This window comes from Bradyrhizobium lupini, from assembly GCF_040939785.1.
GTDB classification, from domain to species: domain Bacteria; phylum Pseudomonadota; class Alphaproteobacteria; order Rhizobiales; family Xanthobacteraceae; genus Bradyrhizobium; species Bradyrhizobium canariense_D.
Window position 1 is genome coordinate 5,503,783 of the sequence record NZ_CP162553.1, and the last position, 15,156, is coordinate 5,518,938.

At 64.8% G+C, this 15,156-nt stretch carries 13 protein-coding genes and 1 other RNA gene; 10 read left to right on the plus strand and 4 right to left on the minus strand.

Going from position 1 to position 15,156, the window contains the following annotated elements; genetic code table 11:
• The first annotated feature begins 22 nt into the window (after nucleotides 1–22).
• From AB3L03_RS26165 to AB3L03_RS26180, 4 genes are all read left to right on the plus strand, one after another.
• The gene (locus AB3L03_RS26165) at nucleotides 23–1,609 is read left to right on the plus strand and encodes a DHA2 family efflux MFS transporter permease subunit (RefSeq protein WP_368507235.1); all 1,587 of its coding nucleotides are present in this window, start codon (nucleotides 23–25) and stop codon (nucleotides 1,607–1,609) included.
• Nucleotides 1,610–1,934: 325 nt separating this feature from the next.
• Complete coding sequence (locus AB3L03_RS26170; RefSeq protein ID WP_368507236.1) at nucleotides 1,935–3,734, plus strand: ABC transporter ATP-binding protein; 1,800 nt, start codon at nucleotides 1,935–1,937, stop codon at nucleotides 3,732–3,734.
• A gap of 64 nt (nucleotides 3,735–3,798) precedes the next feature.
• Nucleotides 3,799–5,205 (plus strand): MATE family efflux transporter, encoded by a 1,407-nt coding sequence (locus AB3L03_RS26175; protein WP_368507237.1) that lies wholly within the window; start codon nucleotides 3,799–3,801, stop codon nucleotides 5,203–5,205.
• A 69-nt stretch (nucleotides 5,206–5,274) separates the two neighbouring features.
• Nucleotides 5,275–6,540, plus strand: a complete 1,266-nt coding sequence (locus tag AB3L03_RS26180) for an O-antigen ligase family protein (RefSeq protein WP_368507238.1) — start codon at nucleotides 5,275–5,277, stop codon at nucleotides 6,538–6,540.
• Here AB3L03_RS26180 and AB3L03_RS26185 read toward each other — a convergent pair.
• On the minus strand, nucleotides 6,537–7,280 hold the full coding sequence (locus AB3L03_RS26185; protein ID WP_247475513.1) for a sulfite exporter TauE/SafE family protein: 744 nt from the start codon (nucleotides 7,278–7,280) through the stop codon (nucleotides 6,537–6,539). The genes AB3L03_RS26180 and AB3L03_RS26185 overlap by 4 nt on opposite strands.
• Before the next feature lie 230 nt (nucleotides 7,281–7,510).
• Between AB3L03_RS26185 and AB3L03_RS26190 the strand changes: the two genes are divergently transcribed.
• Nucleotides 7,511–7,768 carry a hypothetical protein gene (locus AB3L03_RS26190; RefSeq protein WP_368507239.1) on the plus strand — a complete coding sequence of 86 codons (258 nt, stop codon included), beginning with the start codon at nucleotides 7,511–7,513 and terminating at the stop codon, nucleotides 7,766–7,768.
• A gap of 7 nt (nucleotides 7,769–7,775) precedes the next feature.
• Here the strand turns inward: AB3L03_RS26190 and AB3L03_RS26195 are convergent, their stop codons facing one another.
• Nucleotides 7,776–9,140 (minus strand): PLP-dependent aminotransferase family protein, encoded by a 1,365-nt coding sequence (locus AB3L03_RS26195; RefSeq protein WP_368509075.1) that lies wholly within the window; start codon nucleotides 9,138–9,140, stop codon nucleotides 7,776–7,778.
• Between the two features lie 84 nt (nucleotides 9,141–9,224).
• On the opposite strand from AB3L03_RS26195, the gene AB3L03_RS26200 reads away from it, so the two are divergent.
• Entirely contained in the window at nucleotides 9,225–9,659 is a 435-nt protein-coding gene (locus tag AB3L03_RS26200) for a DUF983 domain-containing protein (RefSeq protein WP_231190417.1), read from the plus strand.
• A gap of 72 nt (nucleotides 9,660–9,731) precedes the next feature.
• Entirely contained in the window at nucleotides 9,732–10,445 is a 714-nt protein-coding gene (locus tag AB3L03_RS26205; protein WP_162496555.1) for an alpha/beta fold hydrolase, read from the plus strand.
• A gap of 55 nt (nucleotides 10,446–10,500) precedes the next feature.
• Here AB3L03_RS26205 and rnpB read toward each other — a convergent pair.
• An RNA gene (gene rnpB / locus AB3L03_RS26210) (RNase P RNA component class A) lies at nucleotides 10,501–10,980 on the minus strand.
• 149 nt (nucleotides 10,981–11,129) lie between these two features.
• Here rnpB and AB3L03_RS26215 point away from each other — a divergent pair.
• Nucleotides 11,130–11,483 (plus strand): YciI family protein, encoded by a 354-nt coding sequence (locus AB3L03_RS26215; RefSeq protein WP_018454229.1) that lies wholly within the window; start codon nucleotides 11,130–11,132, stop codon nucleotides 11,481–11,483.
• A 22-nt stretch (nucleotides 11,484–11,505) separates the two neighbouring features.
• The gene (locus AB3L03_RS26220) at nucleotides 11,506–12,738 is read left to right on the plus strand and encodes an RNA polymerase sigma factor (protein ID WP_368507240.1); all 1,233 of its coding nucleotides are present in this window, start codon (nucleotides 11,506–11,508) and stop codon (nucleotides 12,736–12,738) included.
• 120 nt (nucleotides 12,739–12,858) lie between these two features.
• Here AB3L03_RS26220 and AB3L03_RS26225 read toward each other — a convergent pair whose 3' ends face one another.
• Nucleotides 12,859–13,641: an N-acetylmuramoyl-L-alanine amidase gene (locus tag AB3L03_RS26225; RefSeq protein ID WP_085361407.1), complete on the minus strand. Its 783-nt coding sequence runs from the start codon at nucleotides 13,639–13,641 to the stop codon at nucleotides 12,859–12,861.
• Between the two features lie 523 nt (nucleotides 13,642–14,164).
• On the opposite strand from AB3L03_RS26225, the gene rsmH reads away from it, so the two are divergent.
• Nucleotides 14,165–15,154, plus strand: coding sequence for a 16S rRNA (cytosine(1402)-N(4))-methyltransferase RsmH (rsmH, locus tag AB3L03_RS26230; protein WP_368507241.1), 990 nt, complete (start codon nucleotides 14,165–14,167; stop codon nucleotides 15,152–15,154).
• The last annotated feature ends 2 nt before the right edge of the window (nucleotides 15,155–15,156 follow it).

Consider the following 15,156-nt stretch of genomic DNA (forward strand, 5'->3'; position numbering starts at 1 on the left):
GCCTGCGCCGCGAGGTCAGACCATGGCGAACGCCACGACCGCTTCACCTGCCATGATGGCGGACCCCGCTTCGGAGCGCATCGCACCGAAGCGGTTGTTCGCTTTCATCATCATGGTGTTCGGGATGTTCATGTCGATCCTGGACATCCAGATCGTCTCGGCGTCCCTGAGTGAAATCCAGGCCGGCCTGTCGGCAAGCTCTAGCGAGGTCTCCTGGGTCCAGACCGCCTATCTGATCGCCGAAGTGATCGCGATCCCGCTGTCGGGATTCTTGTCGCGCGCCTTCGGCACGCGGCTGTTGTTCGCAATCTCGGCGGCAGGCTTTACCGCATCGAGCCTGCTCTGCGGCTTCGCCACCACCGTCGAGGAGATGATCCTCTGGCGCGCGCTGCAAGGTTTTCTCGGCGCCGGCATGATCCCGACGGTGTTCGCCTCGGCCTACACCGTTTTCCCACGCACCAAATTCCACATCGTCGGTCCCATCATCGGGCTCGTCGCAACGCTGGCTCCGACCATCGGGCCAACTGTCGGCGGCTACATCACCGACCTGATGTCCTGGAACTGGCTGTTCTTCATCAACATCGTGCCTGGCATCGGCATCACCATCGGCGTGCTGGCGCTGGTCGATTTCGACGAGCCGCATTTCGAGTTGCTCGACCGTTTCGACTGGTGGGGGCTGCTGTTCATGGCCGGCTTCCTCGGCACGCTGGAATACGTGCTGGAGGAAGGCCCGCAATATGAATGGATGCAGGACCCCTCGGTCGCGATCTGCGCCTGGATCTGCGGCATCTCGGCGATCGCCTTCTTCTGGCGCGTCTTCAGGGCGGCCGAGCCGATCGTCAATCTACGCACCTTTTCCAACCGCAATTTCGCGATCGGCTGCGTCCTTCAGTTCTGCATCGGCATCGGCCTCTACGGCCTGACCTACATCTATCCGCGCTACCTCGCCGAAGTGCGTGGCTACAGCGCACTGATGATCGGCGAGACCATGTTCGTCTCGGGCATCACCATGTTCCTGATCGCGCCGGTGGTCGGGCGTCTCATGGCGAAGTACGACATGCGCTACATGATCGCGTTCGGGCTCGTCGTGTTCGCGCTCGGCTCCTACCAGATGACCTGGATCACGCGCGACTACGATTTCTATGAGTTGCTGATTCCGCAGATCCTGCGCGGCATCGGCATGATGTTCGCGATGGTGCCGACCAACAACATCGCGCTCGGCACGCTGGCGCCCGACCGGGTGAAGAACGCCTCGGGCCTCTTCAACCTGATGCGCAATCTCGGCGGTGCCGTAGGTCTCGCCGTCATCAACACCGTGCTCAATGACCGCACCGATCTGCACATTACGCGCCTGCAGGAGCGTGTGACCTGGGGCAACGCGACCGCGACCGAAACCCTGACCATGTTCATGCAGAAGTTTCAGGGGCTTGGCGATTCCACCTTAATGGCGATGAAGCAGCTCAGCCAGCTCGTGCATCGCCAGGCCGTGGTGATGGGCTTCGGCGATGCTTTCTTCATCCTGACGCTGTTCTATCTCGGCCTCACCCTGCTCGTCACACTGTTGAAGAGGCCGGCCTCGCCGTTCGGCGCCAGCGGCGACGCGCACTAATTTGCAACACTCCGCGTGATCTCGCGCGAGCCCCGTTGCAAATCACCACTGACACATCTATAAAGCGTACCTCATTCCATCGAACCGGGAGGATTTGCATGATTTCGTCGCATTCGCAGATCGCACGCCCGCGCTCGATGATGTTCTGGCTCGGTATGTGCTCGGCCTCCTAGAGGTCTCTTCCGCCAGCTTCGATTGGGCTCCTGGTCCCGATCGCTCCGCTTCCCAAGTCAAAACCAACTTTAAGTGACACCGTCTCGGCCCTCGCGGCCGGCCTGTGTCCATCAATGGAGCCGGCCCGCGACATAAGCGGCCGGATGATGCCATGACCGCTCTGTCAAAAAGGCCCGCGGCGATACGCGTGGTGCTGCCCTTCGTGTTCCGGCACTGGCTGAAGCAGCCGGGGCGTACCCTCGTCGTCGCCGGCGGCTTGTTGGGTGCGACCATCGCCGACCTGTTCATGCCGGTCTTCTCCGGACATCTGGTCGACGCTCTGACGCGCGGCCCATCCGATCCCGCCGCGCGTGACGCTGCGCTGATGGCATTGGGCGGTATCGTGGCGCTGGGCGCGGCCTCCATGGTGCTGCGGCTGACGGGCCTCCAGGCCATCGTGCCGTTCTCGCTGAAGATCATGTCCGAGGTCGCGCAGGAAGCCTTCATGCGCGTGCAACGGTTCTCGACCGACTGGCACGCCAACTCCTTTGCGGGATCCACGGTGCGCAAGGTCACCCGCGGCATGTGGGCGCTCGACCTGTTGAACGACACCATCTTGATGGCGCTGGCGCCGTCGCTGCTGGTGCTGATCGGGTCGATGATCCTGCTCGGCCTGCACTGGGCCTCGCTTGGCGCGGTGATCGCGCTGGGCGCGCTGGCCTATGTCACGATGACGGTGCTGTTCTCGACGCGCTACATCGCGCCGGCCGCGCGCATCTCCAATGCCTGGGACACCAAGGTCGGCGGCACGCTGGCGGATGCGTTGACCTGCAACGCGGTGGTGAAATCGTTCGGCGCGGAAGCGCGCGAGGATGCGCGGCTTGCCCGTGTCGTCAACCGCTGGCGCGTGCGCGTGCGGCGGACCTGGCTGCGCTACAACTACACCAATCTGGCGCAGCTCTCGGTGCTGCTGGCCCTGCGTGCCTCCGTGATCGGCGGCGCCGTGCTGCTGTGGATGTCGGGGCGAGCCTCGCCCGGCGACGTCACCTATGTGCTGACGAGCTACTACGTCATCCATGCCTATTTGCGCGACGTCGGAATGCACATCAACAACCTGCAGCGCTCGGTCAATGACATGGAGGAGCTGGTGGCGATCCACGACGAGCCGATCGGGATTGCGGATGCGACGGACGCGCGGCCGATTGCGATCGAGCGCGGCGAGCTCGTGTTCGACGACGTCACGTTCCATTATGGCGGCCATCATGCGCCGCTCTATGACGGACTGTCGGTCACGATCCGCGCCGGCGAACGCGTCGGTCTCGTCGGCCGCTCCGGCTCCGGCAAGACCACCTTCGTCAAGCTGGTGCAGCGGCTCTACGACGTCACCGGCGGCCGCGTTCTGATCGATGGGCAAGACATCGCCAAGGCCACGCAGCATTCGCTGCGCAGCCAGATCGCGGTCGTGCAGCAGGACCCGATCCTGTTCCACCGCTCGCTCGCCGAGAACATCGCCTATGGCCGGCCCGGCGCCAGCCTGGAGGCGATCGAGCAGGCGGCACGGCTGGCCAACGCGCATGACTTCATCCTGCGCCTGCCCAAGGGCTACGGCACGCTGGTCGGTGAACGCGGCGTCAAGCTCTCCGGCGGCGAGCGGCAGCGCGTGGCGCTGGCGCGCGCCTTCCTGGCGGACGCGCCGGTGCTGATCCTGGACGAAGCGACCTCGAGCCTCGATTCGGAATCCGAGGCGCTGATCCAGCAGGCGATGGAGCGGCTGATGCGAGGCCGCACCTCGATCGTGATCGCGCACCGGCTCTCGACGGTGAAGAGCCTCGATCGCATCCTGGTGTTCGACCGCGGCGAGATCGTCGAGCAAGGCACGCATGCCAAGCTCGCGGCCAGGCCCGGCGGCATCTATCGCGGCCTGTTCGAGCGCCAGGTGGTGGAGCTCGGACAGATCGCAGCAGCGGAATGAGTGGCGCGCGGCCGGCGGACCAATGTCGGCCGCGTCGCCAAGGAATCGGTCAAGGATGGGTGAAATGAAAGACCTGACCAACGGCTCCGTCGCGAAGCACATTCTGGGCATGGCACCGCCGATCATGGTCGGTATGGTCACGATCATGCTTTGCCAGCTGGTCGATCTGTACTTCGTCTCGGGCTTGGGCGATGCCGCGGTCGCGGGCGTGGCGGCGGCCGGCAATGCCGGCTTTCTCATCAACGCGCTGATGCAGGTGCTCGGCGTCGGCGCGGTGTCGTTGATCGCGCATGCCGTGGGACGCAAGGATCGGCCGGATGCCAATTTGATCTTCAATCAGGCGATCGTGCTGTCGGTGCTGTTCGGACTGTTGACCCTGGTCGCAGGCGCGGCGCTGTCGCGCGCCTACATGCATGCGATCGCCGCGGACGAAGCCACGATCGAGGCGGGGACCACGTATCTGCTGTGGTTCATGCCGGCGCTCGCGTTGCAATTCGCGAGCCAGGTGATGGGATCCGCGCTGCGCGCTACCGGCATCGTGCGTCCCACGATGCTGGTGCAGGCGCTTGCGGTGGCCATCAACATCGCGCTGGCGCCGGTTCTGATCGCGGGCTTGGGCACGGGCTATGCGCTCGGCGTTGCCGGTGCGGGGCTGGCGAGCTCGATCGCGGTGTTGATCGGCGTCGTGATGCTGCTTGCGCATTTTCGTAAGGTCGAACGCTATGTCGCCTTCAATCCGGCGCAGTGGCGTCCGCAGGCGCAGCATCTGAGGCGCATCCTCAATGTCGGCCTGCCTGCCGGCGGCGAGTTCGCGATGATGTTCATCCTCATGGCGGTGGTCTATTTCGTGCTGCGCGATTTCGGTGCGGCGGCGCAGGCCGGTTTCGGGATCGGACAACGGGTCCTGGGCCTGATCCAGATGCCGGCGCTTGCAGTTGCGCTCGCCGCTGGGCCAATCGCCGGCCAGAACATGGGCGCCGGAAAAGGCGAGCGCGTGCGCGAAACCTTCGTCAAGGCGGCGCTGATCACCAGTGTCGTGATGATAGGCTTCATGTGCCTCGCGCAGTTGAAGCCGCAGCTCCTGCTCTCGGGGTTCTCGAACGACCGGGAAACCATGGAGATCGCGTTCCTGTTCCTGCGGATCATCTCGCTCAACATGGTGGCGCAGGGCGTGATCTTCACCTGCTCGAGCATGTTCCAGGGCCTCGGCAATACCAAGCCGGTGCTGTGGAGTTCGGCAATGCGCGTGCTCACCTATTCGCTGCCGGCGATCTGGCTGTCGACGCGGCCGGGCTTCCGGATCGAGCACGTCTGGTACCTGTCGATCGCGGCAACCACGCTGCAGGCGGCCCTGAGCTTGTGGCTGCTACGGCGTGAATTCAGGAAGCGCCTTGCCACGCTCCGGCATGAGAAGTCCCCGGAGCCGGCTGCGCCCAAGCGCGTGGCGTCTCCTGTACGCGCGCCAGCGTAGCGATCGCTTGTCCCCGCCCCACGGCTCCGGCAAACTTGCCGCGCCGTGGGGATCGGCTGCAGGGGCCAAATGACTGAGGTGTTGAACGAGCAGCGGCCCAATTCCTGGCTCGCCGCGATCTGGGCGGCACGCTATCGCACGCCAGCCCGCTTCGTCGCGCTGATCGCGTTGCTGTTGCCGTGGACCACGACCGGGCTCATTTTCGCGCTCATTCCCTGGCTGATCGCGTTCGCGTTCCTCGACCTTCGCGAATTTCCGCGTTCGCTGCTTCGGCCAATCTGCCTGCTGCCGATTGCGCTGGTCCTACTCGCCGCCATCGGCACGCTCTGGTCGGATGCGCCGTGGCCGGACCGAATCCATGCGATCGGCCCGGCGGCGAAGCTGCTGGTAATTCCGCTTCTGATCTACCAGTTCGAGCGTTGGCCGTTTGGCGGCTGGGTGTTTTCCGCGTTCCTGGTATCCTGCACGGCACTGATGCTCTATTCCTTCGCCGTCGCCGTCGATCCCGCATTGTCGCTGAAACTCTATCTGTCGCGCGGGCCCTACAAGGTCGAAAGCGGGATCGCGGTGCGCAATTATATCGACCAGAGCCAGGAGTTCGCGCTCTGTGCGATCGCGGTCTACCCGATCGTGTCGCTGCTGCGACGAGGCCGCTACCGCGTCGCGGCGCTGTTCGTGGCGCTCGCGATCGGATTCCTCGCCAACATGATGTTCGTCGTGGTCTCGCGGACAGCGCTGGTGACGCTGCCGATCCTGATCGTGGTCTTCGCGCTTTTGCATTTGCGCCGCCGCACCGCACTCTTCGCCGTCGGCGCGATGGGGCTGTTGGCCGTGCTGCTGTGGACCGCCTCGCCGCGTCTGCGCGCAACAGTCGCCAAATTCAACGGAGACTATGAGGTCAGCATCGCCGGCAATGATGTCAGCGGCATGGGGTCACGACTGGAGTTTTGGCGCAAATCGCTGGCGTTCACCGCGGACGCGCCGCTGCTCGGTCACGGCACCGGGGCGATCCGCGGCCTGTTCGCGCGCGCGGCTGTCGGCGAGAGCGGGGTTCGAGCGGAAATCGTCGGTGATCCCCACAACCAGACGCTCAATGTCGCCGTGCAGTGGGGCGCGTCGGGCGTCGTGATCCTCTATGCGCTCTGGTTCGCGCACCTCTCGCTGTTTCGCGGAGAGGGGCTGGCCTGCTGGGTCGGCCTTCTGGTCGTGGTGCAGAACATGCTGTCCTCGCTGCTCAACTCGCATCTGTTCGATTTCGCCGAGGGCTGGATCTACGTGCTTGGCGTCGGCATTGCCGGCGGCATGGCGCTCGCCGCGAAGACAATACGGAGTTAGTGCGTGCCCAAACTGTTCCAGACCAGGCCGAGACCCGACAGGAACAACAGACCGAGCACGACATCGCCGAAATGCTTGTCGCTCAGCGCATGATAGACGCGCGCGCCGGCCCATGCGCCGATCAGCGTGCCCGGAAATGCGATCACTGCGAGCCAGACCACCTTGAACGCGACGAGGCCCGAGGCGGTCTGCAACACCAAGGCGGCGGCGAGCACGGTGAAATTGAAGAGCTGGAAGATGCCGCGCCGCTCGTGCTTGTTCCAGCCTCGGATGTTTGCCCACAGGATCGGAAGTGGCCCCGACAGTCCGGCAAGGCCACCCAAGATGCCGCCGGCAAAACCGATCGCGCCGTCGGCAATGCGGCCGCCGAACGTGACGGCGAGCGGCCGCTTGTTCAGATAGAGAGCCGTCGAAAAAACAAGGATCAGCACGCCGACGCTCAGCTTGAACACTTTTGGATCGGCGGAGGCGACCAGCATGGTGCCCAGCGGCACGCCGATCAGTCCTCCAATCAGGAACGGCCAGACCAGCGAGAGATCAAAACTCTTCCACATCGACGGCAGCGTCGAGCTCTGCGCGATCACCGAGCAGATCAGCACCAGGGGCACCGCGAGCGAGGGCGGCAGCACGTAGAGCCAGATGCCGAGCGCCATCAGCGCCGTGCCGAAACCGGCAAGGCCCGAGACGAAGCCCCCGGCCAGTGCGCCGAGCAGCAGCAGCCCGTAGGTGAGTATTTCCAACAGATTGTCCCTGTTATCTTGACGATCCCGAACTGTTGATCGCCATCGCTCGCATAGCACAGCTGCGGCCGTGCAGGTCAATTTCAAAACCGCACGCAAGCGTGATCCCCAACGGCGGGCGTTCGCGAAAGACAGGCCTACATGACGCTCGTACTTCAAACTGGGGGCCCGCTCGACGCCATCATGCGGTTCGATCGGCCAGTCTCCCGAATGAAATATGGAGAAGGACGATGACCCGCACGAAGATTGCCGTCGCGGCCGCACTAGTGTCGGCGGCGGCCTTGATGCCGACCATGGCGCAGGCCCAGTTTTCCGAGCCTGCTGCCTATCAGGCTGCCCATCCCGACCGCGACGTTCTGAATGGCGGCCAGCTCACGCCCGCCGCGCGCGGGGCTCTCGGCCAGCCGAGCGATGCCTACGCATCGCAAGCTTATCCATCGGCTGTTGCGCCGGTCGAGCGCTCCCACCATCGCCGGCAGCATCGATAGGTATTTGCTAGACGATCTGCCAGGTGTCGGCGGGCCTGTGCAGCGCGCTCACGAGGATGCGCAGCGCCTCCGTCAATTCCGCCCGGTTGCGCGCCGCGCCTAGCGAGACGCGTGCCGCGTGTGGTGCGGTCCCGTCGACGGTGAAGGCCTCGCCGGCGACGACTGCCAGTCCATTCCGCAGCAGATGCGCCGCGACATCGGGACGGTCCTCCGGCAGCCGCAGCCACAGATGATGCGCGGCGGGCTTGGCCTGGAACTCAAATCCCTTGAGCGCCCGTTGCGCGAGCTGCTGGCGGCCGATCGCCTCGCTTCTGATGGCGGTGATGATGCGGTCGGCGATCCCGGTCTCGATCCAACGCGTCACCAGCGCGACCATCAGCGGCGCCGGCATCTGCACCGTCGCCTGCAAAGAGCTACGCATCTCCCGCTGCGAGCTGCCGTCGGGCGTCACCAGATAGGCGACCCGTAGTGCGGGCGCGATACATTTTGACAGCGTGGTCGCGAGATATGTCTGATCCGGAATGAGATTGGCGATCGGCGATGCCGAGCGATCGAGCAGCCCGTAGGCATCGTCCTCGATCAGAATCGTATCGGCATCGTTGATGATCTTGGCGATGGCGCTGCGGCGCTCGGGGAGAAGCGTCGCGGTGGTCGGATTGTGCAGCGTCGGAATGAGATAGACCGCTTTCGGTCTATGCGTGCGGCAAGCCTTTGCCAGCGCCTCTGGCAGGATGCCGCCGTCATCCATCGCGACGCCGACGAGTCTGACGCCGAGGCGCGCGGCGGCGGCCCTGATGCCGGGGAAGGTGAGGGCTTCCGTCAGCACGATGTCGCCGGGCCGGGCGAGGTGGGCGAGCAGGTTGAACAGGATCGTCTGTGCGCCGGGAAAGATCACGAGCCTGTCGGCATGCGCATGCGGCACGCGGGGGCGCATCCATCGCGCCGCGACCTCGCGCTCGTGTGCGCTGCCGCCGGGCGGCTGGTAGTTGAGATGCGCGGTCAGGCCCGATTGGGCGCGGATGGCTTCCATCCCGGCGATGATGCGCTCGTCGAGCTGCGCTTCGAGAGGTTGCGGCGGCACGTTCATCGAGAGGTCGATCGCGACGGGATGCGGCAGATCGACCACGCGGCGCGCGCTGGTCTCCGACACGAACGAGCCCTGGCCGACCCGGGCCTCCATGATGCCGCGGCGCCGCGCCTCGGTGTAGGCGCGCGTCACCGTGGTGAGGTCGATGCCGAGCGCCTTTGCCAGCGCCCGCTGCGTCGGCAATTGCTGGCCGCGCACCAGCCGGCCGGCCGCGATATCGGCCTCCATGGCCTCGACGATGCGCTGATAGCGCGGCCCGCTCAGCTCCGAGATTGTAGGGTCCAATCCATGCAATTAAGGCCTATATCCTTTGAATGTATGGATGCAAGATATTATTGTATGGATCGTAGAAAAGGAAGAGGTGGGGTCATGGCAACCGGTTCAGTCTCTCTGGCAAAGGCGATGTGGCGCGGATTTCGCGGCAAGTGCCCGAACTGCGGCGAAGGCCACGCGTTCGGCCGTTTCCTGAAGGTGGCGGATACCTGCGACCATTGCGGCGAGGAGCTGTTCCACCAGCGCGCCGACGATTTCCCGGCCTATCTCGTGATGGTCGTCGTCGGCCATCTCGTGGTGCCGGCAATCCTCGCGGTCGAGACCGCCTATGCGCCGGCCGTCTGGCTGCAACTGGTGGTGTGGCTGCCGGTGACGTTGTTCGCTTCGCTCGCGCTGTTGCAGCCGACCAAGGGTGCCATCGTCGGGCTGCAATGGCAGATCGGCATGCATGGTTTTGAGGCGGGCAAGCTGCGGCGCGAAGCTGGTCGGCCTGCAGCCGTCCTGGTGAAGGTGAACGCGCGCGCGGCTTAAGGGGCCGTAGCGTTTACATCGCGGGACCGGCCGCTACACTCCATCGTACAAACAAGAACGATGGAAACGCCGATGGCCGCACGCTCAAAAACCTTCCTGCTTTGTCACGGCGCGTGGTCCGGCGGGTGGGCCTGGAAGAAGATGCATCCGTTGACGGCAAAGGCCGGCCATCGCCTCATTGCGCCGACCTATACCGGGCTCGGCGAGCGCGCGCATCTGGCCAGTCCCGCGATCGATCTCAACACGCACATCCAGGACATTCTCAACGTCATCAGGTTCGAGGATCTCGAGGACATCGTGCTCCTCGGCCACAGCTATGGCGGCATGGTCGCCACCGGTGTCGCCGATCGCGCGCGCGAGCGGGTGACGCAATTGATCTATCTCGACGCCTTCGTGCCGCGTGACGGCCAATCGCTGTTCGATCTCCACGAGGGCGGGCGCGAGCCGATGCGCAAGGCTGCAAGCTCAGGCGACGGCTACCGCATCCCGCCGAACCCGCCGCCGCCGGATACCCCGCAGGCCGATCTCGACTGGCTCAACGCACGCCGGATCAACATGCCGATCAAATGCTTCGAGACGAAGCTAACGCTCGAACATGGCGAGCCGGCGATGCCGCGCAGCTACATCTATTGCACGCGCATTCCGCCGGGCGACGTGTTCGGGCAGTTCGCGAAGCGCACCAAGACCGAGGATGGCTGGCGCACTTTCGAACTCGATGCGAGCCATGCGCCGAATGTGACAGCGCCGGAGGCGCTGATGGGTGTGTTGCAAGAGATCGTCGGATAGCGAGCCCCCAAATGGTGAGGGGCCCGATGCAGTCAGCATCGAACCCCTCGTTGAAGATATCAGCCGGCCTCTAAGCCGGGTTCTGTAGGGCACCGTCCGCTTGCGCGAACGATACGTGACGGCCATTCCTCTGGGACCATGTTTGCACATGGCCTCGAGCAACCTACCCGGACGGCGGGCCTGACATCGCCCCGCGGCGTTATCGCTTTCGCGAACACTCCGCTATGCCGTCCCTATTCGGTTTTGCTCCCGGTGGGGTTTACCATGCCGGCTCCGTTGCCGCAGCCGCGGTGCGCTCTTACCGCACCTTTTCACCCTTACCTGCCTACGCAGCTTGCGCTGCTACGGCACGGCAGGCCCGAGGGCTTGCCGCGCCAAAGCCCCGAAGGGGCGACGGCGGGCGGTTCGTTCTCTGTGGCACTTTCCCTGGGGTCGCCCCCGCCGGACGTTATCCGGCACCGTATGTCAAGGGAGCCCGGACTTTCCTCCCCGGCGGCCTTTCGGCACTTGCCGGAGCGGCCGTCCGGCCGACTGACGGCTTACGCATGAAGCATTTGTGTCGGTTCCGCAAGCCGATATCGCCATGCACGGTTCGCCCGAAATAATTTATCCTGAAGATGTCGTTGGGCGCGTGTCCCGTTCGACTGGATGTCGGCGATCCAGCCGTGCAGCAGGAGTTAAGCGATGCAGTATTTGCTGATGATCTACCAGAACGAAGCCGAGTACGCGAATATGCGTCCGGCGGCCGGCCAGCAGATGACGGCGGAATATCAGACCTTCACGCAAGGCATCATCCAGAGCGGCAATTTCAAGGCCGGCGACCGTTTGCAGCCGACCACGACTGCAACGACCGTCCGCGTGCGCGACGGCAAGACGCTGACGACCGACGGCCCGTTTGCCGAAACACGCGAGCAGCTCGGCGGCTATTACCTGGTGGAGGCCAAGGATCTCGATGCTGCGATCGAGATCGCGTCGCGGATTCCGTCGGCGCGTATCGGCTCGATCGAGGTGCGGCCGATCTGGGTGTACGACAAGTGACGGCGCCGTCGCGCATCGGCGCATGACGCTGTCCGAGATCGACAAGATCTTCCGCGACGAGGCGGGGCGCGCGCTGGCCACGCTGATCCGCCTCGTCGGCGATTTCGATCTCGCCGAGGACGCGCTCCAGGACGCGTTTGCGGTGGCACTGGAGCGCTGGCCGGCGTGCGAGGTCCCCGACAATCCGCGTGCCTGGCTGGTCAATGTCGCCAGGCACAAGGCGATCGACCGTATCAGGCGCCAAGCCGTTTTCCGCGGCAAGGAACAGGCGCTCGTGCACGAGCTCGAGCTGAACGCGCAGGCGCCCGCCGAGCCGTCGGCGACGCTCGACGACGATATGCTGCGGCTGATCTTCACCTGCTGCCATCCTGCATTTGCGCCCGAAGTCCAGGTCGCGCTGACGCTGCGCACCGTCTGCGGACTCTCCACGGCGCAAGTCGCGCGCGCCTTCCTCGTCAGCGAAGAGGCGATGGGGCAGCGTCTCGTCCGCGCCAAGCAGAAGATCCGACTCGCCGGCATTCCCTATGAAGTCCCCGAGCGCGACACGCTGGTGCCGCGGCTCGACGGTGTGCTTGCCGTGATCTATCTGGTCTTCACTGAGGGCTATGTGGCGACGTCGGGTGCGGATTTGATGCGACCCGATCTTGCCGCCGAGGCGATCCGGCTTGGCCGCTTGCTCGACCGGCTGCTACCCGATCGAGCCGGGATCAAGGGCCTGCTGGCGCTGATGCTGCTGCACGATGCGCGCCGCGCAGGGCGCCAGACCGCCGCCGGCGACATCGTGCTTCTGGAAGAGCAGGATCGTTCGCAGTGGGACCATGCACAGATCGAGGAGGGTCTGCGCCTGGTGGACGACGCACTGCGCGTGCCCGGCCGGCCGCAGCCGTATGCAGTACAAGCCGCGATCGCTGCGCTGCATGCGCGTGCGCCGAGCTACGAGCAGACAGACTGGCCGCAGATTGCCGGGCTCTATGAAGTGCTGCTGCGGATCAATCCGTCGCCGGTGATCGAACTCAACCATGCGGCGGCGGTGTCGATGGTCGATGGGCCCGCGCGCGCGCTCGATCTCGTGGATGCGACCGCCGCACGCGGCGCGCTTCATGGCTATGAGCTGCTGCCAGCGGTGCGGGCGGATTTGTTGCGGCGGCTTGGCCGGAAGGAGGAGGCGCGCGAGGCCTATCGCGCTGCGACGGAGGCGACGCAGTTAGAGCCGCTGCGACGGCTTTATGCGCGAAGGATGAGGGAGATGAACTGAGTTTCCGTCATGGCGGGGCTTGTCCCGGCCATCCACGTTCTTCCGGCGCGACAAAGACGTGGATGCCCGGGACAAGCCCGGGCATGACGGAGCAAGAGGTCACGTTCTCGAAGACGTCAGCTACTTCGTCATGATGGTCGTTGTCTCCTGAGGGAGACTCCCCAACAGCGCCTGCAAGGTCGAGAGCGTCGAGTGATCCGCGACCCCATCCAGTCGCGCCGGGCGGAAATGGCGCTGGAACGCGGTGACGACTTCCATGGTCGCGGCGTCGTATTTGCCGGTGAGGGGAACGCCGTAGCCGTATCTGGCGAGCGCTTGCTGCAGGCTCAGCACCTCATCGCTGATGGTGCCGAGCATCAGGCTTTCGCCGCGCACCACCGGCGCGGGCGTGACCCAGTGTCCGACGCCGGAATTGGCCAGCGAATGCCACGGAAATTTTTCGCCGGGATCTTTCTTGCGCGCCGGCGCCACGTCGGAATGGCCGAGCACCCGGTGCGCGGGCACCTTGCGGCGGAGCATGATGCCGCGGCACAGCGCGATCACGGCGGCGATCTGGCGCAGCGGAAACTCCGGATAGCCCCAATCGTGGCCGCGATTGACGATCTCGATCCCGATCGAGCAGGAATTGATGTCGTCCTCGCCGGACCAGGACGAGACGCCGGCATGCCAGGCGCGCCTGGCCTCCGGCACGCATTGCACGATGCGGCCGTCTTCCAGCACGACATAATGTGCCGACACCTCGGTGCCCGCGGAGCAGAGCCGCGCCAGCGCACCTTCGACGTCGGGCATGCCGGTGTAGTGCAGCACAATCATATCGGGTTGGCGGCCCTTGTTGCGGTCGCCATGGTTCGGTGAGGGGATGATGTCGGAGACGATCGAGGAATCCGGCTCGAACGTCCGCATGTTCGCGGCGGCTTTGGGAACCGGCAGAACGCGTTGACGCTTCGAATCAGATCCAGACGGCGTGGACGAACCGGACGACATAAATAGCTCGAGACAGACAGAGAGTGGGCCAAGCCCTTTTCTTTACTATTCCTTTACCCTCCACCGTGCGCAACCGCGCGACGAGGTTAACGGATGCATTTTGGCGCATGTGTGTGGATGAAGCATCACCGCCGCGTCAGCTTTTCGACTTGTCGCGAGCCGATCAACGCTTTCTTAACGCTAAGGGCCGTTACTGAGAGATGAAGAGCCGACCCGCGTCCGGAGGCGGCCAAAGCGTATTTTGGCTCGAAATCCCATGGCTGCCCGACAAATTCCAAGGGGAATACTGGGTTGGTGGCCCGGGACGACCGGGCACGGTAACCATATCGGACGGGGGTTGGGTCGTGGAACCGCCGCGACGCGGAATCATTCGAGGCGTTATGAGCTTGTTCGTCCCCGATCTCACTTGGGAGTCCGGCGGGGCGATCGGCAGGCCTGGCGCATGAGCTCGGCTCCGCACATCCCCGTTCTTGGCCGCGAGGCCATCGACCACCTCGCCCCGCGCGAAGGCGGCCTTTATATCGACGCGACCTTTGGTGCCGGCGGCTACAGCCGCGCGATCCTCGACGTGCCGGGAACTCAGGTGATTGCCATTGATCGCGACCGTACTGCGATCGAGGGCGGCGCCGAGCTCGTCGCATGCTCGGCGGGCAGGCTGACCCTCGTTGAAGATCGTTTCTCCAACCTCGCCGAGGTCTGCGCGGCTCAAGGCATCGATGGCGTCGACGGCCTCGTGATGGACGTCGGGGTATCCTCGATGCAGCTCGACCAGGCCGGCCGCGGCTTCTCGTTCCGCCTCGATGGTCCGCTCGACATGCGGATGGGGCAGGCAGGCCCGACTGCGGCCGACGTCGTGGCGCGCGCCTCGGAAGGCGATCTCGCCGACATCATTTATCTTCTCGGCGAAGAGCGGCAGTCGCGCCGGATCGCCCGCGCTATCGTCGCGGACCGTCAGGAGACGCCGTTCACGACCACGCGCGCGCTCGCCGAGCTCGTCGGCAGGGTGGTTCGGTCCAAGCCCGGCGATATTCACCCGGCGACGCGGACGTTCCAGGCCCTGCGCATCTTCGTCAACGAAGAGCTCGAGGAACTCCAGAGCGCGCTCATCGCTGCCGAGCGCGTGCTCAAGCCCGGTGGTCGCCTCGTTGTCGTCTCGTTCCATTCGCTGGAAGACCGCATCGTCAAGAATTTCCTTAGCCTGCGCAGCAAGACGGGTGGCGGCTCACGCCATTTGCCGGAAGTGTCGCAGGCGGTGCCGAGTTTTCAGCTGCTGACGCGGCGGCCGGTGATCGCGGGCGAAAACGAAGTCGCGCATAACCCGCGTGCGCGATCGGCAAAACTGCGCGCCGGCGAGCGCACCTCGGCGCCGGCGCATGACGAGCGCGAGCAATCGTCCTGGCCAAAACTCTCCGACGTCATGAGAGGTGGCTAGCG

Bases quoted from the DNA above. Each gene is read 5' to 3' on its own strand.
- AB3L03_RS26175 (WP_368507237.1), top strand. From the start codon at position 3,799: ATGAAAGACCTGACCAACGGCTCCGTCGCGAAGCACATTCTGGGCATG.
- AB3L03_RS26190 (WP_368507239.1), top strand. From the start codon at position 7,511: ATGACCCGCACGAAGATTGCCGTCGCGGCCGCACTAGTGTCGGCGGCG.
- AB3L03_RS26165 (WP_368507235.1), top strand. From the start codon at position 23: ATGGCGAACGCCACGACCGCTTCACCTGCCATGATGGCGGACCCCGCT.
- AB3L03_RS26205 (WP_162496555.1), top strand. From the start codon at position 9,732: ATGGCCGCACGCTCAAAAACCTTCCTGCTTTGTCACGGCGCGTGGTCC.
- AB3L03_RS26180 (WP_368507238.1), top strand. From the start codon at position 5,275: ATGACTGAGGTGTTGAACGAGCAGCGGCCCAATTCCTGGCTCGCCGCG.
- AB3L03_RS26200 (WP_231190417.1), top strand. From the start codon at position 9,225: ATGGCAACCGGTTCAGTCTCTCTGGCAAAGGCGATGTGGCGCGGATTT.
- AB3L03_RS26225 (WP_085361407.1), bottom strand. From the start codon at position 13,641: ATGCGGACGTTCGAGCCGGATTCCTCGATCGTCTCCGACATCATCCCC.
- AB3L03_RS26220 (WP_368507240.1), top strand. From the start codon at position 11,506: ATGACGCTGTCCGAGATCGACAAGATCTTCCGCGACGAGGCGGGGCGC.
- AB3L03_RS26170 (WP_368507236.1), top strand. From the start codon at position 1,935: ATGACCGCTCTGTCAAAAAGGCCCGCGGCGATACGCGTGGTGCTGCCC.
- AB3L03_RS26215 (WP_018454229.1), top strand. From the start codon at position 11,130: ATGCAGTATTTGCTGATGATCTACCAGAACGAAGCCGAGTACGCGAAT.
- rsmH (WP_368507241.1), top strand. From the start codon at position 14,165: ATGAGCTCGGCTCCGCACATCCCCGTTCTTGGCCGCGAGGCCATCGAC.